Origin of the sequence: Streptomyces sp. NPDC053076, assembly GCF_044546845.1 — a bacterium.
Taxonomy (GTDB): Bacteria; Actinomycetota; Actinomycetes; order Streptomycetales; family Streptomycetaceae; genus Streptomyces.
Genome location: NZ_JBITZL010000001.1, coordinates 583,181 through 604,848, shown reverse-complemented (window position 1 = coordinate 604,848; position 21,668 = coordinate 583,181). Strand labels below are relative to the sequence as shown.

Here is a 21,668-nt window from a genome sequence, read left to right as displayed (position 1 = left end):
GCCGGGTCTTCGGTGCGGCTTCATCCAGGAGTCCCGTTGCCAGGGGATCGTGCGGTGCGTGCGGGACGGGGAACCGGCCGGGGTCCGTGCCCGTCCCGCGGGACGCGCGGTGCGCCGGGCCGGGGCCCGGGCGGGGGCACAGCGGCTTCACCCGGTGAACTCACCTGCCCGGTAGGGACTTTCCTTGTTACAAGCCTTGACGACCACACGCGCGGAGAGCACATTGGCGGCACTTGAGAGCGCTCTCACCGGGCGGTGGGAGCGCTCTCACGAACCCCCGCACACCTCCCCGTACCGAGAGGCTCCCCATGAGCGCATCCTCCGGCACATCCAGACCCCGCCCGCTGCGGCGCGCGTTCGTCGCCGTCGCGGCCACGCTCGGCCTGGCCGCGGCCGTCGCCACGGCCGCCGGCACGCCCGCCGGCGCCGCCGCGCCCGCACCCCCCTCGGGCTGGACACAGGTCTTCGCGGACGACTTCGACGGCGCGGCCGGCTCCGGCGTCGACGCGACCGACTGGCAGTACGACACCGGGACCTCGTACCCCGGCGGAGCCGCCAACTGGGGCACCGGCGAGGTGGAGACGATGACGTCGAGCACCGCCAACGTCGCGCTGGACGGGAACGGCAACCTGCTCATCACCCCGCGCCGCGACGCGTCCGGCAACTGGACCTCGGGCCGGATCGAGACCAGGCGCACCGACTTCCAGCCCCCGGCCGGCGGGAAGCTGCGGGTGCAGGCCCGGATCCAGATGCCGAACGTCACCGGCGCCGCCGCGAAGGGCTACTGGCCCGCGTTCTGGATGCTCGGCGCCCCGTTCCGCGGCAACTACTGGAACTGGCCGGGCATCGGCGAGCTGGACGTCATGGAGAACGTCCAGGGTCTGAACACCGACTGGGCCACGATGCACTGCGGCACCAACCCGGGCGGCCCGTGCAACGAGACCTCCGGCATCGGCAACTCCACCTCGTGCACCGGCGCCACCTGCCAGGCCGGCTTCCACACGTACGCGATGGAGTGGGACCGCTCGACCGGTCCCGAGGAGATCCGCTTCTACCTCGACGGCGTCAACTTCCACACGGTGAGGGCCAACCAGGTCGACGCGACGACGTGGGCGAACGCGACGAACCACGGGTATTTCCTCATCCTCAACGTCGCGATGGGCGGCGGTTTCCCGGCCGCGTTCGGCGGCGGCCCGGACAGCGGGACCGAGCCGGGCCACCCGATGGTCGTGGACTACGTGCAGGTCCTGCAGTCCTCCGGTGGTGGCGGCACCACTCCCCCACCGTCCGGCAACCGGGACGCCTACAGCGCCATCCAGGCCGAGTCCTACGACAGCCAGTCCGGGATCAGCGCCGAGACCACCACGGACACGGGCGGCGGCCAGGACATCGGGTACATCGCGAACGGGGACTGGGCGCTGTACAAGGGGGTGAACTTCGGGTCCACGGCGGCGAGGCAGTTCTACGCCCGGGTCGCGAGCGGTGCGGCGGGCGGGGTCAGCGGAGTGGTGGAGGTGCGGCTGGACAACCGCGGCAACGCGCCCGTCGGCAGCTTCGCGGTCGGTGACACCGGGGGCTGGCAGTCCTGGCGGACGGTCCCCGCCAACATCGGCGCGGTGACCGGCACCCACGACGTCTACCTCACGTTCACCAGCGGCCAGCCGGCCGACTTCGTGAACGTGAACTGGTTCGACTTCGGGCACTGAGCCGGCCCGGGCGATCCGGCGGCGACGCGGGAGGGCAGACGGAGCTGCCCTGCACGCATACGTCAACCCTGGCGTCGCCGCCATGACGACGCCACCGACCGTAACCCGTAGGGGCTTTCAGGCCCGCCTCACCGCCGGCCGGCCGAGCCGGGGCCGGGGCGTCACGGCGCTTTGCCGTCGCGTCGCGGCCCAGTCGGCTTGAGCCGGGCCCGTTCTGCCTGGTCGGCGGCGCGTATTGGACCTTTCACCGAGACACCAGCGCGTCCCTGGTCGGGACAGCACATTGTGTACGGGGGAGGTCGGTGGATTGGATGGCCCTCACACGACCCGCCCGGCTTCCGGTCCGGAGACGCGTACAGAAGGAAGCGAATGGCATCCATGCTCGGTGGCTGCACGCCCTGGCCCGAGGAGTTCGTCGACCGCTACCGGGCGGCCGGTCACTGGCGCGGCGACACGCTGGACAGTCTGCTGCGCAGCTGGGCCCTGGCGTACGCGCCGCGGACCGCGCTCGTGGCCGGCGACACCCGCCTCACGTACGCGAACCTGAACCGGCGGGTGGACCGCATGGCCGCGGGGTTCCGGCTGCGCGGTCTGCGGCCCGGGCAACGGGTCGTCGTCCAGCTGCCGAACGTCGCGGAGTTCGTCATCACCGTGTTCGCGCTGATGCGCGTCGGCGCGGTCCCGGTGCTCTGTCCGCTCTCGTACCGCGTCTTCGAGGTGTCCCACGTCGTGCGGGTCACCGAGGCCGTCGGCTATGTCGGTCCCTCGGCGTACCGGGGGTTCGACCACACGGCGATGGCGGCGGACATCGCAACCCAAGGTCCTTTCCTGCGGCGGGTGTTCACCTTCGAGGCGCCGGGCGCCGAGTCACCGTACGGCGGCCTCACGACCGATGCCTCGGGCTGCCACTACTTCCCGCTGGGTTCCGTGGACTCCCCACCCGAGGCGGCGCATGCGCAGAGCGCCGGCCAGGTCGCGTTCTTCCTGCCCTCCGGCGGTGCCCCAGAGGCGCCGAAACTCATACCGCGCACCCACGACGACTACGTCTACCAGGCGCGGGCCGCCGCCGAGTCGGTGTCGCTCACCGAGAACGACGTGTATCTCGCCGCGCTGCCCGCCGAGTCCGACTTCACCTTCGGCTGTCCCGGCATCGTCGGCATCCTCTCCGTCGGCGGCACCGTCGTACTGGTCGAGGACCCCGAACCCGCCGCATGCCTCGCGGCCGTCGAACGGGAGCGGGTCACCATCACGTCGGTCGTGCCCGCCGTCGCCCGGCTCTGGCTCGACGTACTGCCCACCGCCGGGGCCGACTTGAGCAGTCTGCGTCTCGTGCAGGTCGGCGGCGTCCCGTTGCCCCGGGAGACCGCCGACCGGATGGGCCCCGCGTTGGGCTGTCGTCTGCAGCAGGTCTTCGGCAGGGCTGAGGGGCTGCTCATCGCCACCCGGCCCGCCGATCCGGACGAGGCGGTGCTCAGCACGCAGGGCCGTCCGCTCTCGCCCGACGACGAGATCCGCGTCGTGGACACCGGCGGCAAGGACGTGCCCGACGGGGAGAGCGGGGAACTCCTCGCCCGCGGTCCGTACACCGTGCGCGGCTACTACCGGGCGCCCGGCCACAGCGCACGCTCCTTCACCGGCGACGGCTACTTCCGCACCGGTGCCCTCGCGCGGCGCACCCCGAACGGCGACCTGGTGGTGACCGGCCACGTCGAGGACGCCCCGGGGACGGCTGCCCCCGGGCCGAGCTAGTCCGAGAGGGGCTTCGTGCGACAGGGGCCGGGGCGCCGGTCACCGAGTCACGGTCCTGGTCGCCGCCGAGAAGGCGCCCGGTGACGTCGTGGGCGGCGTGCGTCAGTGCCCTGTTCCCGGCAGAACGGCCTAGGCCGTGTTTTGAAGGAGGAAGGCGGTAGGCCACGTAAGGGGCTCCTGGCCGCATGACCCCTATACTGCATGCCATGGAGTGCATAAGGATCAGGCGGGCCACCGGGATGGATGCCGAGGGGCTCACAGCTCTGGTGCAGGAGTCCCAGGCGTACCGCGGCCAGTACGCCAGCGTCATCGCCGGCTACCAGGTGACCGCTGCGTACATCGAGCGGCATCAGGTCTTCGCCGCAGTCGATACCGCTGGTCAGCTGGTTGGTTTCTACTCCCTGATACTGGATCCCGCCGAGTTGGACTTGGCGTTCGTCTCCGACGAGGCGCAGGGGACGGGGGTGGGCAAGCTCTTGATGGAGCACATGCTCGACCAGGCGCAGAGTGCGGATTTGACTGATGTGCGAGTCGTGTCGAATCCGCCGGCGGAACGGTTCTACCTCCGCATGGGTGCCGAGCGGGTCGGCGTCGTGGCCCCCACGCCGCCGAAGGTCACGTGGGAACGTCCGGAGCTGCGGTTCGTTGTGAGCCGCCCGCGTCGATGACCAAGCAGGGATGTGTGGTTTCCTCCGCCGCGAACCACGCACCGCTGTCCGGTGCCCTGGGCTCACTCATCCGGAGGCCTGCGGGCCGCCAGGTCGCACAGGGCCGTCGGCCACGGGGCGCGCCCCCCTGGAACGAGCAGCCTTGGCCGTGTGTGAACTCGCTGCTCAAGGTGCGTTGCTCACTGAAACGGATGCATCATGAGCGCGCGTGTCATTCCAGGTTCTCCCAACTCCAAGGGGAGGCAGCGCTTCCATCGGGTTCACGCCCGAACCTGTATCCCTCGCGATGCTCGGTGAACAGATCGAACGCTTCTGCCGCGGGAAGGCGTTCGGTCAAGGCGATCAATTGAGGGCTCGCTCGGGCCTCTCGCAGCGCGTCCAGCACGGCGGCCACCGCTGATGGATTCTGGACGGTGACCCGGGCGGCCACTTGCTCGGCCAAGGCGATGTTCTGCGGATGGTGGGGTTCGGCGTGCCGCAGGCTGCGCAGAAGCCGGGCGACATGCCAGGCATTGTCGAGGGCGACCTGGGAAGCGGGGTCGCGGTCCAGCAGCGCAATGATCTGTGGGTGCGCTTCTGCTTCGCGCAGGCTGTCCAACAGGACGGACACAGCGCATGCGTCGTCCAGGGGGACTGCGGTGGCTGCCCGCTCGGCCAAGTCAGCCATCTGCCGGTGCGCCTCGGTCTTGCCTAGGCTGTCCAGCAGTTTGGCCACAGCATATGGGTCCTCGCAGTCGGCCTCGGCAGAGGGATCGCGGTCCAGCAGTGCGGTGACCTGCGCATACGCTTTGACGTACCACAGGGTGTCGAGCAGCTTGGCCACTGCTGCGGGATTCTCGAGGGCTACGTGTGACGCGGGGTTGCGGTCCAGCAGTGCCGTGATCTGCGGAAACGCGTCAACGCGCCGCATGGCGGACAGCAGTTCGGCCACAGCACCTGGGTCTTCGAGGTCGACCTGGTTTGCCGGATCGCGATCCAGCACGGCCGTGATCAGCCAGTACGAAGGTTCGTGGCCCGTCCAGGCCATCTCCCACAACAACTTGCCCACAACGCGCGGGTCGTTGACCGGACACCGGGCGGCGGCCCGCTCCATCAGGGCCTGGGCCTGCGTGGGGGCTTCAGCCCACCGCAAGGTGTTGAGCAGGCCGTCCACCGCGGCCGCGTCGTCGAGAGCGGCCTGGGCAACGGCATTGTGAGCCACGGCGGTGAACTGCCGGCGGGCGCCGATTCGCGTCAAGGCGCTCAGCAGGCTGGCTGCCATATACGGCTTGTGCAGGGGAACTGCGGCGGCGGCCCGCTCAGCCAGTGCAGCCATCTGCGGGTGCGCTCCGGCCTCCTGCAGGCTTTCCAACAGCCTGCCGACAGCCCAGCCATCATTGAAGTCGATGTCACCGGCGCTTAGCCGGTCCAGTAATGTGGCGATCTGGGAGTGCGCTTCGGCCTCCCGCAGACGCTCCAGTAGTAGGGCCACTGCCGCAGGGTCTTTGAGGGAAACCTGACCGGCGGGGTTGCGGTCCAGCAGGGCGGTCATCTGGGGGTGGGCTCCGGCCTTGCGGAAGTTGTGCAGCAGCTTGGCCACGGTGTCCGGGGCATCCAGAGGTGCCCGCGCGGCGACCCACTCACCCAGAGCCGTGCTCTGCGGATACGCTCGCTCCCAGCTCAAGGTGTCCATGAGTTCGACCGCCGCAGCCGGATCGTCCAGGGCGACCCGGTCGATGGCGCGCTCAGCCAAGACCTTGATCTGCGCGTACGCCTGGGACCACCTCATGCTGCTCATGAGTTCGACAACGGCGCTCGGTGTGGTGAGGGTAGCCTCGGCGGCGGCTCGCGCAGCGAGATCCCTGGCGTACGCGTGCGTTTCCCTGTGGCTCAGGCTGCTCAGGAGCTTGGCCACTGCAGTCGGATCATCGAGGACGACTTCGTCGGCGGCCCGCTCAGCCAAGACGGTGATCTGCTGGCCGGTGTCTGCTCCCCCTGCGGTGTACTGGATGCTGAACAGGCTGCTCAGTAGGCCTGCCAATCCGGCTGGGTCGTCGAGGTCGACCGCAGCAGCGGGGTTGCGGTCCAGCAAGGCAACGATCTGTGGGTGCGCTTTGGCCTCCCGCAGGACGTCCAAGATCCCGGCCAGGCTGGCCGGGTTCGTGAGGACGGCTTCGGTGGCGACCCGTTCAGCCAAGGCGGTCATCTGCGAATACGCCTGGGCGTTTTGCAGGCTCTCCAGAAGTGTGCGGACCATGGCCGGGTCGTCGAGGGCAATCCGAGAGCTGATCCACTGAATGGGACGAAGATCCTCAGGCTCAACGTCGTGAAGGATGCGGAGGAGGGAGCATGCAGCATCCAGGCTGCCCTGCCGTGCTGCCTTCTTGTACAGCTGAGCGCCGTCCATGGCCAGACCGCGTTTCGACGCAGCGTCACCAAGGGCTGCCAGGTCAGCGTGGCAGGCATGGTGGGCCGCTGCAGTCCAGAAGTCGATCGGGGGGACCGTGTCCGCGCGGTCACGTCGGCCATGTTGTTCCAGATAGTCAGCGAGGACGAACAGCTTCTCCCGTCCTGACCTGTCAGGCGCCTCGGCGCTGGAGCGTGCCGGCTTTGAACGTCGGCGCTGATTGCGGGGGGCGTCGGGCTTGTCCAACGTGAGGATGCCGGGAATTCCTTTGCAAGGTTTCTCGACGTAACTGAAGGCTTGTTCCAACCAGTCCTTGCTGCTTCCCCGCCACTGGTCTGCCGTGAGGTAGCCGGGGGCGGCATCAGCCAGCCACGCCAGGGGGATGCGCGGTCCGGCGCCGAGGCGGCGAGCATCCATGGCGGCATGGATGAGCGCCTTGGTGGCGGGCGGGGCCGACTCGTAGCGATCCATCAGGGCCGGCACGCCGGCGAGATACTGGGTGATGTGACCATCACGGGCCTGCGCAGCAGCTTCCTCCAGGCGCGGGTCACGCTCAGTATGGGTGGCCAGAACGGCCAGGTCGGTTTCGGTGAATGCGTCCGGCACGTGGATCTTGTGCCCGTCGAGGAGTTCCCGAGCGTGGGGGTGCCGGTCAGGCGCAGCCCGGGTCACCAGGGTGTCCCAGTGATCGGGCCAGAGTGTGGCCAGCCCAAGGACCGGCCCACGTCCCGGATCCCGCAGCAGATCCCGCAAGGCCGCGGCGGCCTCCTCACTGTGCTCCAGGTACCGCTGAGCCTCGTTGAGCCAGATCACGGTGCGCGGGGCGATGTCGTCCCCTCCGGCCAAGAGAGCCTTCGGCGTCATGGGATGCCAGAGCCGCCAGGGTTCACTCTGCTCACGTAGCAGGTTCAGGGCTTCCCAGCAGGCTCGCGTCTTACCCGTCGAGGATCCGCCCACCAGTACCGCGATCCGGCTTTTGCCGGCGGCAGCCTCTGTCACCGCCTTCGCCAGCTGGCGGTCGTGCTCGCGTGAGACGTAGGCCGTAAGCCCCGGCAGGCCCGAAACAGGCGACTCGATGGCCTGGTGTACCTCCAGGGTGCGCGGTTCGTTCACCTCACTCAGCAAAGTCCCCGGGAGCATCCGTTCCAAGATCCTCCGGGCCCGGGCAGCCTGCCCAGCCTGCGTCGTTCCCTCGGTATGCCTTTGCACCTCCGCTGTGTGGGCGCGTCGCCACACCCGCTTGTCGAATAGCGCGGCAGCCTCCGCGCCGTCGCCCACCCCAGCGTCCTTGGCCTCTTCCCCGATGACCTGCACCATCATGAGCAGCCGATCAGCCTCTGCGGGAATGGTTCTTTGCCCTAACCAATTCGAGACGGTCTGGCGTCCCACCCCGGCAGCCTTGGCCAGTTCACGCAGTCCCACCCTGCCTTCCAGGTGCTCACTGTGGAAATCAGCCAGTGCGGCCATCAGCTCGGCGTATTGCGGGTCCCGCTGTACCGGACGTGTCATCGCACCATCCCCCTGCGATCCTGATACCCACACTCAGTGTCCAACCCACTCTCAAGCAGCCGTTGGACGCCCGCCGTCGACGCGCCAGTAGCGTAGCGTTGACCTGCGCCTCCTCTGTCTCTGCTGGTCATTTACCCAAGGCTCTCGTGGGACAACTCCCTGGACAGCCAATGTCGAACTCGTCCCGTACGGCCCGTCCTGGGCCGGCCAGAGACTCATGGGGAGTTCACGCGATGAGCCGACTTCAGATCCTGTCCCTGCTGCTCGCCCTGTCCACCGCTACGAACATCGGTTTTGCCGCAGGAGTCCTCACCCACCGCACTGGCACCGGGGTTCCGCAGGCGATCCTCGCCGGGGCGGCCGCGGCCGCAACCGCTCTGGCCATCTACTTCGCCGCGGTCGCCGCATACGCGTGACCGCAGCCGAACGGGCTCGCTCCTCGAGGTACGGGGAGCGCGGACGGCTGCTGCCGCGGCCCGAGAGATTCAGTTACCGGTTGACGACGCGGCGTACGACGCCCTCGTTGAGGAAGCCGAGCGGGCCGGCGTCACGGTGCCGGAACTGGCCGGACGGGTCCTCGGGCACGATGTCGCCCGGCGCCGGTTCGTATCGGCCGTGGGCGGCTTCGTCACCGCGTGGGCGCCCAGGTCGTGTACACCCGGCGGAACTCCCAGCTGCACTGGCCCGCGAGTACGTGGTCAGGCAGCTAGCGCAGCTCCGCCCGGAAGGCCACCGGGGTCTGGCCTGTGTGCAGGTGGAAGAACTTGGAGAAGTTCGCCGCGTCGGGAAAGCCGACGGCCGCCCCGACCCGGCCGATCGGCAGGTCCGTGTGGGCGAGCAGGCGTTTGGCTTCCAGGACGACGCGTTTGTCGATGAATCCCTTCGGCGTCTCGCCGGTGGCCGCGCGGACGGCGCGGACCAGGGTGCGGCGGGAGTATCCGAGGGCGTCGGCGTAGGCGCTGACACTGTGGTTGGTGGCGAAGCCCTGCTCGACGGCGTCCCGGAAGCGGGTGAAGGTGCTGTCGGTCTGCTGCCGGGAGGTCCGCGCCGAACTTGCGGCGAGATGGGCGAGGCGCAGCAGGAACGCGGTCAGCGTGTGCCGCAGGACGGCCGCGTGCAGGCTGAGCGGGAGCGTGACGGTGTCCTCGTACTCGCGGTGGAGCTGGTCGAGGGCGGTCCGCAGCGCGGTGAGCTGCGCCGGTTCGGGGTGCAGCAGGGGCGGCAGGTCGTAGCGGTACAGGCCGGTGGCCTCGACGGTGGAGCGGGGCAGGAAGCCGGGCTGCATGGTCAGGACGGTTCCGCGGTACACGCTATCCCGGGAGAAGCGGTGGACCTGTCCGGGGCGGATCCACAGCACGTCACCGGCTGTGGCCTCGTACTCGGCGAAGTCGATCATGTGCCGCACGGGGCCGTCGGTGAAGAGCATGACCACGTGGAAGTCGATGCGGTGGACGCGGTGGAGAGGGGCGTGGGCGTGCCAGGTTCGGTCGGTGCCCATCGGGCCCATCTGCATGCCCACACCGCCGACGGCCAGCTCGGCCGGGAAGGGGAAGGTTCTGATCCGGTCGCGGTCCGCGTTCCCGTCGCCGCCGGTGGCGCCGGAGCCGGTGTCCCTGGAGCCGGTGGCACCGAAGCCCGTGCCGCCGGAGCCGGTGTCCCTGGAATCCGTGCCGCCGGAGCCGGTGCCCCTGGAGTCCGTGCCGCCGGAGCCGGTGGCCTTGGAATCCGTGTCGCCGGAGCCGGTGTCGCCGCTGTCCTTGTCGGCGGCTCGCTGCGTTCTGTCGGTCATGTCCTCTTCGTGCCGCCTCGGTCGCGTGATCACTGTCCCAGATTCACCACAGGCTGACACACCCCGACCTTCCCTCGAAAAAGTCAGACTTTTAAGTTTGAACGCGTCAGGCCAGCTTTCCCGCACCGAACGAGGATTTCTTGAAGATGACCACGCAGACTTCCGACGACTTCGAGTGGACCGACCTCGACCGGCGTGCCGTGGACACCGCCCGACTTCTGGCGGCCGACGCGGTGCAGAAGGTGGGCAACGGGCACCCGGGCACCGCGATGAGCCTGGCACCTGCCGCGTACACGCTCTTTCAGAAGGTGATGCGACACGACCCCGCGGACCCCGAGTGGACCGGCCGTGACCGTTTCGTCCTCTCCCCCGGTCACACCTCGCTGACCCTCTACACCCAGCTCTTCCTCGCCGGGTACGAGCTGGAGCTGGACGACCTGAAGGCGTTCCGGACGCAGGGCTCGAAGACGCCGGGCCACCCCGAGTACGGGCACACCGCGGGTGTGGAGACCACCACCGGGCCGCTCGGCCAGGGGGTCGCCAACGCCGTCGGCATGGCGATGGCCGCCCGTTACGAGCGCGGCCTGTTCGACCCGGACGCCCCTGAGGGCACCTCCCCCTTCGACCACATGATCTGGGCGATCGTCTCCGACGGCGACCTGGAGGAGGGCGTCTCCGCCGAGGCGTCCTCGCTGGCCGGCCACCAGAAGCTGGGCAACCTGGTCTTCCTCTACGACGACAACCACATCTCCATCGAGGGCGACACCGCGACCGCCTTCTCCGAGGACGTGCTGAAGCGGTACGAGGCGTACGGCTGGCACACCCAGCGCATCGAGCCCACCGCCGACGGCGACGTCGACGTCCCCGCCCTGTACGCGGCGCTGAAGGCCGCGCGGGCCGAGACCGAGCGGCCCTCGATCGTCGCGATGCGCACGATCATCGCGTGGCCCGCCCCGAACGCGCGGAACACCGAGGCGTCCCACGGATCCGCGCTCGGCGAGGAGGAGATCGCCGCCACCAAGCGCGTCCTCGGCTTCGACCCCGAGCAGACCTTCGAGGTCGCCGACGAGGTCATCGAGCACACCCGCCGGGCCCTGGACCGGGGCGCCGAGGCCCACGCGGCCTGGGACAAGCGGATCGCCGAGTGGCGTACCGTCCGGCCGGAGCGGGCCGAACTGTTCGACCGCGTCAGCAAGGGCGAGCTGCCCGAGGGCTGGCAGGACGCGCTGCCGGTGTTCGAGGAGGGCAAGTCGGTCGCGACCCGCGCCGCCTCCGGCAAGGTGCTCCAGGCCCTCGGCCCGGTCGTCCCCGAGCTGTGGGGCGGCTCCGCCGACCTGGCCGGCTCCAACAACACCACCATCGACAAGGGCAGCTCCTTCCTGCCGAAGGGCAACCCGCTGCCCGAGGCAGACCCGTACGGCCGTACCGTGCACTTCGGAATCCGCGAGTTCTCCATGGCCGCGGAGATGAACGGCATCGCCCTGCACGGCAACACCCGGATCTACGGCGGCACCTTCCTCGTCTTCTCCGACTACATGCGCAACGCGGTCCGGATGTCGGCGCTGATGCAGCTGCCGGTGACGTACGTGTGGACGCACGACTCGATCGGCCTCGGCGAGGACGGCCCGACCCACCAGCCGGTCGAGCACCTGGCCTCGCTGCGCGCGATCCCGGGTCTGAACGTCGTCCGCCCGGCGGACGCCAACGAGACCGCGATCGCCTGGGCCGAGATCCTGAAGAGGCACGCCACGCAGCCCGCCCCCCACGGGCTCGCGCTCACCCGCCAGGGCGTGCCCGTGTACGCGCCGAACGAGGACGCGGCCAAGGGCGGCTACGTACTGCGCGAGTCCTCGACGGAGGTCCCGGAGGTGATCATCATCGCGACGGGCTCCGAGGTGCACCTGGCCGTGGCCGCGCGAGAGGCGCTGGAGGCCGAGGGCACCGGCACGCGCGTGGTGTCGATGCCGTCCGTGGAGTGGTTCGAGGAGCAGCCCCGGGACTACCGCGAGCGGGTCCTGCCGCCCGCCGTGAAGGCCCGGGTCGCCGTGGAGGCCGGCATCGGCCTGACCTGGTACCGGTTCGTGGGCGACGCCGGCCGCATCGTCTCCCTCGAACACTTCGGCGCCTCCGCCGACGCCAAGACCCTGTTCGCCGAGTTCGGTTTCACTCCCGAGAACATCGCCGCGGCGGCCCGCGAGTCGCTCGCCGCCGCGCGCGCCTGACACCGACGCACCACCGACGCACCACTGACGCACCACCGACGCACCTCCGACGCACGAATACCGACGCAAGAAGAAAGAATGATCACTGTGACCGAAGCAATCGCGCCCCCGGGAGCCCTCAAGCGCCTCGCCGACGAGGGCGTGTCGATCTGGCTCGACGACCTGTCGCGCAAGCGGATCACCTCGGGCAGCCTCGCCGAGCTGGTGGCGAGCGGAAGTGCCGTCGGCGTCACGACGAACCCGTCCATCTTCCAGGCCGCCATAGGCTCCGGAGAGGGCTACGAGGAGCAGCTCACCGACCTCGCCGTACGCGGTGTCACGGTCGACGAGGCCGTGCGGATGATGACGACCGCCGACGTGCGCGACGCGGCCGACGTCCTGCGCCCGGTGTACGACACCTCGGGCGGCCGTGACGGCCGGGTCTCCATCGAGGTCGATCCGCGCCTGGCCCACGCCACCGAGGCCACCGTGGCCGAGGCCAAGCAGCTGGCCTGGCTGGTCGACCGGCCCAACGTGATGATCAAGATTCCGGCGACCGAGGCGGGCCTCCCGGCGATCACCGAGGTCATCGGCCTCGGCATCAGCGTCAACGTGACCCTGATCTTCTCCCTGGAGCGCTACCGCGAGGTCATGGCCGCCTACCTGGCCGGCCTGGAGAAGGCCCGCGAGCGCGGCATCGACCTGTCCACCATTCACTCGGTGGCGTCCTTCTTCGTCTCCCGTGTGGACTCCGAGATCGACAAGCGGCTCACCGCCCTCGGCACCGACGAGGCCCTGGCCCTCAAGGGCCGCGCGGCCCTGGCCAACGCTCGCCTCGCCTACGAGGCGTACGAGGAGGTCCTCGCCGGCGAGCGGTGGCTCGCGCTGGCCGGTGACGGGCCGAACGAGCAGCGCCCGCTGTGGGCGTCCACCGGCGTGAAGGACCCCGCGTACAAGGACACCCTGTACGTGGACGAGCTGGTCGCGCCGGGCACCGTGAACACCATGCCGGAGGCCACCTTGAACGCCGTCGCCGACCACGGCGAGATCACCGGTGACACCGTGACCGGCGGCTACGAGCAGGCCCGTGCCGACCTGGCCGCCGTCGAGCGGCTCGGCATCTCCTACGACGAGGTCGTCCAGCAGCTGGAGGACGAGGGCGTCGCCAAGTTCGAGGCGGCCTGGCAGGAACTGCTGGACGCCGTCGCCATGTCCCTGAAGAGCAAGGGAGTTGACGCCTGATGACCGAGAACGCCCCCGCCCAGGCACCCGCACCCGAGGCGGTGCGGGTCCCGGTGGCCCCGGCCGCCGACTGGGTGAATCCGCTGCGGGACGCCCGCGACCGCCGGCTCCCCCGCATCGCCGGGCCCTCGGGTCTGGTCATCTTCGGGGTGACCGGTGACCTGTCCCGCAAGAAGCTGATGCCGGCCGTCTACGACCTGGCCAACCGTGGCCTGCTGCCGCCGGGTTTCTCCCTCGTCGGGTTCGCCCGCCGGGACTGGGAGGACCAGGACTTCGCGCAGGTCGTGCACGACGCGGTCCGTGAGCACTCGCGCACCCCGTTCCGCGAGGAGGTGTGGCAGCAGCTCGCGGAGGGCATGCGGTTCATCCCCGGTGACTTCGACGACGACACCGCCTTCAAGCAGCTGAAGGACGCCGTCGACGAGCTGGACTCCTCCCGCGGCACCGGCGGCAACTTCGCCTTCTACCTGTCGGTGCCGCCGAAGTTCTTCCCCAAGGTCGTGCAGCAGCTGAAGAAGGTCGGCCTGGCGAACCCGCCCCAGGGTTCCTGGCGGCGCGCGGTCATCGAGAAGCCGTTCGGCCGCGACCTGAAGTCGGCCCAGGACCTGAACCGGGTCGTGCACGACGTGTTCGATCCGGAGCAGGTGTTCCGGATCGACCACTACCTCGGCAAGGAGACGGTCCAGAACATCCTGGCGCTGCGCTTCGCCAACCAGATGTACGAGCCGGTCTGGAACCGGTCGTACGTCGACCATGTGCAGATCACCATGGCCGAGGACATCGGCATCGGCGGCCGGGCCGGCTACTACGACGGCATCGGGTCGGCCCGGGACGTCATCCAGAACCATCTGCTCCAGCTCATGGCGCTGACCGCCATGGAGGAGCCGATCGCGTTCGACGCGGAGGCGCTGCTCACCGAGAAGCTGAAGGTGCTGAAGTCGGTCCGGCTGCCGGAGGACCTCGGCGACCACACCGTGCGCGGGCAGTACGCGGCCGGCTGGCAGGGCGGCGAGAAGGTCGTCGGCTACCTCCAGGAGGACGGTATCGACCCCAAGTCGACGACGGACACCTTCGCCGCGATCAAGCTGGGCATCGACAACCGCCGCTGGGCGGGCGTCCCCTTCTACCTGCGTACCGGCAAACGGCTCGGCCGCCGGGTGACCGAGATCGCGGTGGTCTTCAAGCGGGCCCCGCACTCGCCGTTCGACTCCACCGCCACCGAGGAGCTGGGCCAGAACGCGATCGTCATCCGCGTCCAGCCGGACGAGGGCATGACCGTGCGGTTCGGGTCGAAGGTGCCGGGCACCTCGATGGAGATCCGGGACGTGTCCATGGACTTCGCCTACGGCGAGTCGTTCACCGAGTCGAGCCCGGAGGCGTACGAGCGGCTCATCCTGGACGTGCTGCTCGGCGACGCCAATTTGTTCCCCCGTCACCAGGAAGTGGAAGAGTCCTGGAAGATCCTCGACCCGATCGAGGAGTACTGGGCGGCGCACGGCAGGCCGGCGCAGTACGCGTCGGGCAGCTGGGGACCGACGGAAGCCGACGAGATGCTCGCACGAGACGGACGGAGCTGGCGCAGGCCATGAAGATCGACCTGACCGACACCACGGCAAGCAAGATCAATAAGGCGTTGGTGCGGGGCCGCCGCGCCATCGGCACGCCGGCCGTGGGCATGGTCCTGACGATGGTGATCGTCACGGACGAGGAGAACGCCTACGACTCGCTCAAGGCCGCCGAGGACGCCTCCCGCGAACACCCTTCGCGGACCCTGGTCGTCATCAAGCGGCACGCCCGCACCCTGCGCGACCGCACCTCGTCGCGGCTGGATGCCGAGGTGCGGGTCGGCTCGGAGGCCGGCACCGGCGAGACGGTCGTGCTGCGCACCTACGGCGAGGTGTCCGACCACGCCGACTCGGTGGTCCTGCCGCTGCTGCTGCCGGACGCCCCGGTGGTCGTGTGGTGGCCGGTGGAGGCCCCCGAGGCTCCCGCCAAGGACCCCCTGGGCGCGCTCGCCCAGCGCCGGATCACCGACCTGTACGCGGTCGAGCGGCCCCTGGAGGTCCTGGACGCCCGGGCCCGCACCTACGCGCCCGGCGACACCGACCTCGCCTGGACGCGGCTGACCCTGTGGCGGTCGATGCTGGCCGCCGCCCTGGACCAGGCCCGGGCCAAGGTGACGTCGGCGGCCGTCGAGGCCGAGGCCGACAACCCCAGCGCCGAGCTGCTCGCCCGCTGGCTGGAGGCACGCCTGAAGGTTCAGGTGGAGCGGGTGCACAGCGCCGGCCCGTTCGTGACGGCCGTGCGTCTCGGCACCGCGAACGGTGAGATCGTCGTCGACCGGCCCGAGGGCCCGCTCGCCACGCTGAGCCTGCCCGGCCAGCCGCCGCGCACCCTCGCCCTGAAGGTCCGCCCCACCTCCGAACTCATCGCCGAGGAGCTGCGCCGCCTCGACGCCGACGAGATGTACGCCATCGCCCTGCAGGGCGAGGCCAGCAAGGAGAACGCCTGACATGGCAGAGTTCCCGAAGCTCACCGACCGGCCCGAGTGGACGGCCCTCGCCGACCACCGCGCCAAGGGCCGGCCGCACCTGCGCGAGCTGTTCGCGACGGACCCCGGACGCGCCGGACGGTACGTCGTGCGGGTCGGCGACCTGCACATCGACTACAGCAAGCAGCTGATCACCGATGAGACCCTGTCCCTGCTCCAGGAACTCGCCGCCGCCACCGACGTGTTCGGGCTGCGGGACGCGATGTTCCGCGGCGAGAAGATCAACGTCACCGAGCGGCGTGCGGTCCTGCACACCGCGCTGCGCGCCGCACGGGACGCGGTCGTCGAGGTCGACGGCGAGAACGTCGTGCCGAAGGTGCACGCCGTGCTCGACAAGATGAGCGACTTCGCCCAGCGGGTCCGCTCCGGCGCCTGGACCGGCCACACCGGCAAGCGGATCCGCAACGTCGTCAACATCGGCATCGGCGGCTCCGACCTCGGCCCCGCGATGGCCTACGAGGCGCTGCGCCCGTACACCGCACGGGACATGACGTTCCGGTTCGTGTCGAACGTGGACGGCTCCGACCTGCACGAGGCGACCCGGGACCTGGACCCGGCGGAGACCCTGTTCATCGTGGCGTCCAAGACGTTCACCACGATCGAGACGATCACGAACGCGACGTCGGCGCGCACCTGGCTGCTGCGCGGCTTCGACGGTGACGACAAGGCGGTCGCCCGGCACTTCGTGGCGCTGTCCACGAACGCGGAGAAGGTCACCGAGTTCGGCATCGACCCGGACAACATGTTCGAGTTCTGGGACTGGGTCGGCGGCCGGTACTCGTACGACTCCGCCATCGGCCTGTCCCTGATGATCGCCATCGGCCCGGACCGCTTCCGCGAGATGCTGGACGGCTTCCGGACCGTCGACGACCACTTCCGCACCGCGCCCGCCGAGGCCAACGCGCCGTTGCTGCTGGGCCTGCTGGGCATCTGGTACAACAACTTCTTCGACGCCCAGACCCACGCGGTGCTGCCGTACTCGCACTACCTGTCGAAGTTCACGGCGTACCTCCAGCAGCTGGACATGGAGTCCAACGGCAAGTCGGTGCAGCGTGACGGCAAGCCGGTGGAGTGGCAGACCGGACCGGTCGTGTGGGGCACCCCCGGCACCAACGGCCAGCACGCCTACTACCAGTTGATCCACCAGGGCACCAAGGTCATCCCGGCCGACTTCATCGGCTTCGCCCGCCCGCTGCCCGAGCTGAGCGAGGAACTCCAAGGCCAGCACGACCTGCTGATGGCCAACTTCTTCGCCCAGACGCAGGCGCTCGCCTTCGGCAAGACCGCCGAGGAGGTCCGTGCGGAGGGCGTCCCCGAGGAGCAGGTGGCGCACCGCACCTTCCACGGCGACCACCCCACCACCACGATCCTCGCCCGCGAGCTGACCCCGTCCGTGCTCGGCCAGCTGGTCGCCCTCTACGAACACAAGGTGTTCGTGCAGGGCGCGGTGTGGAACATCGACTCCTTCGACCAGTGGGGCGTGGAGCTGGGCAAGGTCCTCGCCAAGCGGGTCGAACCCGCCCTCACCGAGGGTGCGGACGTACCCGGTCTGGACCCGTCCACCACAGCCCTCGTCGCCGCCTACCGCACTCTCAAGAACGCTCAGGAGAACTGATCATGCAGCTCGGTCTCATCGGTCTCGGCAAGATGGGCGGCAACATGCGCGAGCGGATCCGCCGCGCCGGCCACACCGTCATCGGCTACGACCGCAATCCGGAGGTCTCGGACGTCAAGTCCCTGGCGGAACTGGTCGAGAAGCTCGACGCGCCGCGCACGGTCTGGGTGATGGTCCCGGCCGGCACCGCCACCCAGGGGGTCATCGACGAACTCAAGGACCTGCTGTCCGAGGGCGACACGGTGGTCGACGGCGGCAACTCCCGCTGGACGGACGACGAGAAGCACGCCGCCGAACTCGGCGTCAAGGGCATCGGCTTCGTCGACGCGGGCGTCTCCGGCGGCGTGTGGGGTCTGCAGAACGGCTACGCGCTCATGGTCGGCGGCGACAAGGAGCACGTGCACCGGGTCAAGCCGATCTTCGACGCGCTCAAGCCGGAGGGCCCGTACGGCTACGTCCACGCGGGCCGGGTCGGCGCCGGGCACTTCTCGAAGATGGTCCACAACGGCATCGAGTACGCCATGATGCAGGCGTACGCCGAGGGCTGGGAACTGCTGGAGAAGGTCAAGTCGGTGGACAACGTCCGCGAGGTGTTCCGCTCCTGGCAGGAGGGCACCGTCATCCGCTCCTGGCTGCTCGACCTCGCGGTCAACGCCCTGGACGACGACGAGCACCTGGAGAAGCTGCGCGGCTACGCGGAGGACTCCGGCGAGGGCCGCTGGACCGTCGAGGCGGCCATCGACAACGCGGTGCCGCTCCCGGCGATCACCGCTTCCCTGTTCGCCCGGTTCGCCTCCCGGCAGGACGACTCGCCGCAGATGAAGATGGTCGCCGCGCTGCGCAACCAGTTCGGCGGCCACGCGGTCGAGAAGAAGGGCTGAGCCGCCGTGGGGGACCTCCTGCTGGTCCGCCACGGTGAGACGGAGTGGAGCCGGTCGGGACAGCACACCAGCTGGACCGACCTGCCCCTGACCGGGCACGGCGAGGAACAGGCCAAGTCCCTCGCCCCGCTCCTCACCGGCCGGACCTACGCCCGCGCGCTGGCCAGCCCGCTGAGCCGCGCGCTGCGCACCGCCGAACTGGCCGGCATACCCGCGGTCGTACCCGACCCCGACCTGCACGAGTGGGACTACGGCGGCTACGAGGGCATCACCACCGCCGAGATCCACCGCACCCGGCCCGACTGGGACCTGTGGACCGACGGCGTGCCCCCCGGCCCGGAGGGACACCCGGGCGAGTCCCCGGAGCAGGCCGGCGCCCGCGCCGACCGGGTCCTGGCCCGCGTCGACGCGGCCCTGGCCGAGGACACCGGTGACGTGGTCCTCGTCGCCCACGCCCACTTCCTGCGCGTCCTCACCGCCCGCCGCCTGGGCCTGCCGCCCGCCGAGGGCCGGCTGTTCCAGCTGGCCACGGCCACGGTCAGCCGGCTGTCGACGGAACACGGCCGCCCGGTGATCGCGGAGTGGAACGTCCGCCCCTAGCGCCGGCCGGGCGCCCGTCCCGGTGCCCCCGCACCGATGTGGTCAGCGGTGCGGGGGCACTGTGTCGTCGGCACCGGCGGCTGTTGCCGGGTACGTGCGCCCAGCGGCGCATTGACACCGCCTTCCGCCTCGGGTCAGAGTCCCGCTGGTGGAGATCAACGAGCTGACGGCGGCCGAGGAGCGGGTGTGGCGGGCGTTTCCGCGGGGGGAGGCCGTGGACTTCCGGGACGGGGCCGACGACGATCCCGCCGAGGGCCGGGACTGGGGAGTCGAACGCACCGTACGCGCCGAGGTGTTGCGGGCCTTGCTGCTCGACGGGCCGCGGCAGGACGGGGAGATAGCGTCGCTGAGTCTCACGGGAGCCCGGATCACGGGCCGGCTCGACCTGCAGTACGCGACGATCGACCACCCGGTGCGGCTGCGGCACTGCCACTTCGAGGAGGCCCCGCGGTACTACGCCGCCCGGCTGCGCGAACTCAACCTCAGCGAGTCCGTCCTGCCCGGCCTCGTCGGCCACGCCATGCACGTCGACGGCGTCGTGCGGCTGACCCGCGCGCGGTGCCACGGTGTCATGCGGCTGGGCGGGGCCCGGATCGGCGGCAGTCTGTACCTGGAGAGCGCGGAGCTGACCGCGCCCGGTGCCGACGAGCCGGTGCTCCAGCTCAACCAGGCCGCCGTCGGCGCGGACCTGTGGGCGCCCGGGCTGCGCACGCACGGGCAGATACGGCTCAACGGCGCCACCGTCGCCGGGTCGGTCAACCTCAACGAGGCACGGCTCAGCCGCCCCGAAGGCGCCGCGCTGGACGCGGAGACGTTCGCCGTCGAGGGCGACATGCTGGTCCGGTCCGCCGAGGTGCGCGGCTGGATGGGCCTGCGCGGCGCCCGCATCAACGGACGGCTCGACCTGTCGTACACCCGCCTGTCGAGTCCGGGCGGTTCGGCGCTGCGGGCCGCCAGCACGACCATCGGCGAGCTGTGGCTGCGCAAGGGGCCACCCATGGAGGGCGCCCTCAATCTGCGCCGCGCCCAGCTCGAAGTGCTCCTCCTGGAACCGGAGTCGGTGCCGGACGAGGTGCTGCTCGGCGAGCTGACGTACACCTCGCTCGTCCCGCACGAGCCGGCCGAGCGTCGCCTGCCCATGCTGGAGCGGGAGCGTGACGGCCATGTGCCGCACGCCTACGAGCAGTTGACAGCCGCCTACCGCCGTGTCGGCGACGACCACGCGGCCCGGCTCGTGCAGCTCGCCAAGCAGCGCCGGCACCGGCACACCCTGCCCTGGTACGGCCGGATGTGGGGCCTGGCCCAGGACGTCACCGTCGGCTACGGCTTCCGTCCGCTGCGCGCCGCCGGCTGGCTGCTGTCGCTGCTCGCGCTCGGTTCCGTCGCCTACGCGCTGCACCACCCGCAGCCGCTGAAGGCGGACGAGGCACCGCCGTTCAGCCCGGTGTTCTACACGCTCGACCTGCTGCTGCCGGTGATCTCCTTCGGTCAGGACTCCGCGTTCGCCCCGCAGGGCTGGTACCAGCTGCTCGCCTACGTCCTCGTCCTGACCGGCTGGATCCTCGCCTCCACGGTGATCGCCGGTGTCACCCGCACGGTCAGCCGCCAGTGAAGCCGAAGGGTCGGTCCCGGCTCCGGCCAGCCCGACCAGGTACGAGTCCTTGGTCATCCTCCCGGGAGCGCGAGCGCAAATGTACGAACTGGTTCGTCAGCTGTATCCCCCGACGCTTGCCGCCCGGAAGCCCCCGTCGGGCGCCGGGACCGTGCTTCTACAATCACCGGCACGCGAACGAGCGCGCCGCCCGGGCGCCTCACGGCCCCGAAGGACACCGATGACCAGCGTCGAAGAACCGGCACGACCCGGCGAGCGGGTGCGCGACGCCGCCCGCACCAAGGCCGAGATCCTCGACGTGGCCACGCAGGAGTTCGCCCGGGCCGGCTACGACGGCGCCCGCGTCGACGAGATCGCCGCCCGCACCCGCACCACGAAACGGATGATCTACTACTACTTCGGCGGCAAGCAGCAGCTGTTCACCGCGGTGCTGGAGCGGGCGTACGGGGTGATCCGGGAGGCCGAGCAGCAACTGGACGTCGAGCATCTGGACCCGGTGGCGGCGATCCGGCGGCTGGCCGAGCTGACCTTCGAGCACCACGAGCGGCACCCGGACTTCGTCCGCCTGGTCAGCATCGAGAACATCCACGGCGCCGTGCACATCTCCGCCTCCGAGAAGCTCGTCCGGATCGGCTCCCCGGCGCTGGACGTGATCCGCCGCATCCTCGCCGCCGGGCAGGAGTCCGGCCTGTTCACGGCCGGTGTCGACGCGGTGGACCTGCACGCGATGATCAGCTCGTTCTGCTTCTTCCGGGTCGCCAACCGGCATACGTTCAACGCCCTGTTCGGCCGGGACCTGGTGGAGCCCGCGCAGCGGGAGCACTACCGGACCATGCTCGGGGACATGGTGATCGCCTATCTGACGGCGGAGCGGACCGCGGACTGACGGCCCCGCGCACCAGCTCTTGACGGCGGAGAAACGCGGGCGCAGCATTCCACCCCCCATAACTAACTATCCAGTGAGTTATTTACCCGCCGCTATCCGCCGTCGCCCCGCCGCTCACTCCCCTCCCGCACGAAGGGGAGTTCCCCCGAAGGAGCACTGCCGTGTCCGTCCCCGCCCCCGCTGCTCAAGGAGCGCGCCGGGCGGGAGACGTCGCGGCGGGAGAAGGCGGCAGCCTGGCACCTCACCGGGCGGCGGGGAGCCCGGAACCCCTCG

General features: G+C 70.1%; 15 protein-coding genes. 13 read left to right on the top strand and 2 right to left on the bottom strand.

The genetic code is table 11. The annotated features are described in order from the left end of the window. Positions 1–308: 308 nt before the first annotated feature. The 3 genes from ACIGYR_RS02585 (at position 309) to ACIGYR_RS02575 (ending at position 4,123) form a co-directional block, all read left to right on the top strand. Positions 309–1,706, top strand: a complete 1,398-nt coding sequence (locus tag ACIGYR_RS02585; protein WP_399604205.1) for a glycoside hydrolase family 16 protein — start codon at positions 309–311, stop codon at positions 1,704–1,706. Positions 1,707–2,075: 369 nt separating this feature from the next. Further along, positions 2,076–3,455 (top strand): (2,3-dihydroxybenzoyl)adenylate synthase, encoded by a 1,380-nt coding sequence (locus ACIGYR_RS02580; RefSeq protein ID WP_399604208.1) that lies wholly within the window; start codon positions 2,076–2,078, stop codon positions 3,453–3,455. 185 nt (positions 3,456–3,640) lie between these two features. Continuing rightward, positions 3,641–4,123, top strand: a complete 483-nt coding sequence (locus ACIGYR_RS02575; protein WP_399604212.1) for a GNAT family N-acetyltransferase — start codon at positions 3,641–3,643, stop codon at positions 4,121–4,123. A gap of 211 nt (positions 4,124–4,334) precedes the next feature. On the opposite strand, the gene ACIGYR_RS02570 is transcribed toward ACIGYR_RS02575, so the two are convergent. Continuing rightward, positions 4,335–8,018 (bottom strand): hypothetical protein, encoded by a 3,684-nt coding sequence (locus tag ACIGYR_RS02570; protein WP_399604215.1) that lies wholly within the window; start codon positions 8,016–8,018, stop codon positions 4,335–4,337. Positions 8,019–8,251: 233 nt separating this feature from the next. On the opposite strand from ACIGYR_RS02570, the gene ACIGYR_RS02565 reads away from it, so the two are divergent. Then, the gene (locus ACIGYR_RS02565) at positions 8,252–8,434 is read left to right on the top strand and encodes a hypothetical protein (RefSeq protein ID WP_399604218.1); all 183 of its coding nucleotides are present in this window, start codon (positions 8,252–8,254) and stop codon (positions 8,432–8,434) included. Positions 8,435–8,724: 290 nt separating this feature from the next. Here ACIGYR_RS02565 and ACIGYR_RS02560 read toward each other — a convergent pair whose 3' ends face one another. Then, positions 8,725–9,807: a helix-turn-helix domain-containing protein gene (locus tag ACIGYR_RS02560; protein WP_399604221.1), complete on the bottom strand. Its 1,083-nt coding sequence runs from the start codon at positions 9,805–9,807 to the stop codon at positions 8,725–8,727. Between the two features lie 146 nt (positions 9,808–9,953). Between ACIGYR_RS02560 and tkt the strand changes: the two genes are divergently transcribed. The 9 genes from tkt (at position 9,954) to ACIGYR_RS02515 (ending at position 21,395) form a co-directional block, all read left to right on the top strand. Further along, positions 9,954–12,029: a transketolase gene (gene tkt / locus ACIGYR_RS02555; RefSeq protein WP_399604224.1), complete on the top strand. Its 2,076-nt coding sequence runs from the start codon at positions 9,954–9,956 to the stop codon at positions 12,027–12,029. 78 nt (positions 12,030–12,107) lie between these two features. Continuing rightward, positions 12,108–13,250: a transaldolase gene (gene tal / locus ACIGYR_RS02550; protein WP_399604227.1), complete on the top strand. Its 1,143-nt coding sequence runs from the start codon at positions 12,108–12,110 to the stop codon at positions 13,248–13,250. Beyond that, a complete protein-coding gene (gene zwf, locus ACIGYR_RS02545; protein ID WP_391841926.1) occupies positions 13,250–14,839 on the top strand; it encodes a glucose-6-phosphate dehydrogenase in 1,590 nt (529 codons plus the stop codon). The genes tal and zwf overlap by 1 nt, the downstream gene beginning before the upstream one ends. Beyond that, the gene (opcA, locus tag ACIGYR_RS02540; protein WP_399604230.1) at positions 14,836–15,762 is read left to right on the top strand and encodes a glucose-6-phosphate dehydrogenase assembly protein OpcA; all 927 of its coding nucleotides are present in this window, start codon (positions 14,836–14,838) and stop codon (positions 15,760–15,762) included. Before zwf ends, opcA begins: the two co-directional genes overlap by 4 nt. 1 nt (position 15,763) lies before the next feature. Next, positions 15,764–17,416 (top strand): glucose-6-phosphate isomerase, encoded by a 1,653-nt coding sequence (gene pgi, locus ACIGYR_RS02535; protein WP_399604233.1) that lies wholly within the window; start codon positions 15,764–15,766, stop codon positions 17,414–17,416. A gap of 2 nt (positions 17,417–17,418) precedes the next feature. Next, positions 17,419–18,297: a phosphogluconate dehydrogenase (NAD(+)-dependent, decarboxylating) gene (gnd, locus tag ACIGYR_RS02530; protein ID WP_399604236.1), complete on the top strand. Its 879-nt coding sequence runs from the start codon at positions 17,419–17,421 to the stop codon at positions 18,295–18,297. A gap of 6 nt (positions 18,298–18,303) precedes the next feature. After that, positions 18,304–18,897: a histidine phosphatase family protein gene (locus ACIGYR_RS02525; protein WP_399604239.1), complete on the top strand. Its 594-nt coding sequence runs from the start codon at positions 18,304–18,306 to the stop codon at positions 18,895–18,897. A 148-nt stretch (positions 18,898–19,045) separates the two neighbouring features. Further along, entirely contained in the window at positions 19,046–20,509 is a 1,464-nt protein-coding gene (locus ACIGYR_RS02520) for a membrane-associated oxidoreductase (RefSeq protein WP_399604241.1), read from the top strand. Positions 20,510–20,729: 220 nt separating this feature from the next. Continuing rightward, positions 20,730–21,395 carry a TetR family transcriptional regulator gene (locus ACIGYR_RS02515; protein WP_399604244.1) on the top strand — a complete coding sequence of 222 codons (666 nt, stop codon included), beginning with the start codon at positions 20,730–20,732 and terminating at the stop codon, positions 21,393–21,395. The last annotated feature ends 273 nt before the right edge of the window (positions 21,396–21,668 follow it).

Bases quoted from the DNA above. Each gene is read 5' to 3' on its own strand.
- zwf (WP_391841926.1), top strand. From the start codon at position 13,250: ATGACCGAGAACGCCCCCGCCCAGGCACCCGCACCCGAGGCGGTGCGG.
- ACIGYR_RS02575 (WP_399604212.1), top strand. From the start codon at position 3,641: ATGACCCCTATACTGCATGCCATGGAGTGCATAAGGATCAGGCGGGCC.
- pgi (WP_399604233.1), top strand. From the start codon at position 15,764: ATGGCAGAGTTCCCGAAGCTCACCGACCGGCCCGAGTGGACGGCCCTC.
- ACIGYR_RS02565 (WP_399604218.1), top strand. From the start codon at position 8,252: ATGAGCCGACTTCAGATCCTGTCCCTGCTGCTCGCCCTGTCCACCGCT.
- gnd (WP_399604236.1), top strand. From the start codon at position 17,419: ATGCAGCTCGGTCTCATCGGTCTCGGCAAGATGGGCGGCAACATGCGC.
- ACIGYR_RS02515 (WP_399604244.1), top strand. From the start codon at position 20,730: ATGACCAGCGTCGAAGAACCGGCACGACCCGGCGAGCGGGTGCGCGAC.
- ACIGYR_RS02560 (WP_399604221.1), bottom strand. From the start codon at position 9,807: ATGACCGACAGAACGCAGCGAGCCGCCGACAAGGACAGCGGCGACACC.
- opcA (WP_399604230.1), top strand. From the start codon at position 14,836: ATGAAGATCGACCTGACCGACACCACGGCAAGCAAGATCAATAAGGCG.
- tkt (WP_399604224.1), top strand. From the start codon at position 9,954: ATGACCACGCAGACTTCCGACGACTTCGAGTGGACCGACCTCGACCGG.
- ACIGYR_RS02570 (WP_399604215.1), bottom strand. From the start codon at position 8,018: ATGACACGTCCGGTACAGCGGGACCCGCAATACGCCGAGCTGATGGCC.
- ACIGYR_RS02580 (WP_399604208.1), top strand. From the start codon at position 2,076: ATGGCATCCATGCTCGGTGGCTGCACGCCCTGGCCCGAGGAGTTCGTC.
- tal (WP_399604227.1), top strand. From the start codon at position 12,108: ATGATCACTGTGACCGAAGCAATCGCGCCCCCGGGAGCCCTCAAGCGC.
- ACIGYR_RS02585 (WP_399604205.1), top strand. From the start codon at position 309: ATGAGCGCATCCTCCGGCACATCCAGACCCCGCCCGCTGCGGCGCGCG.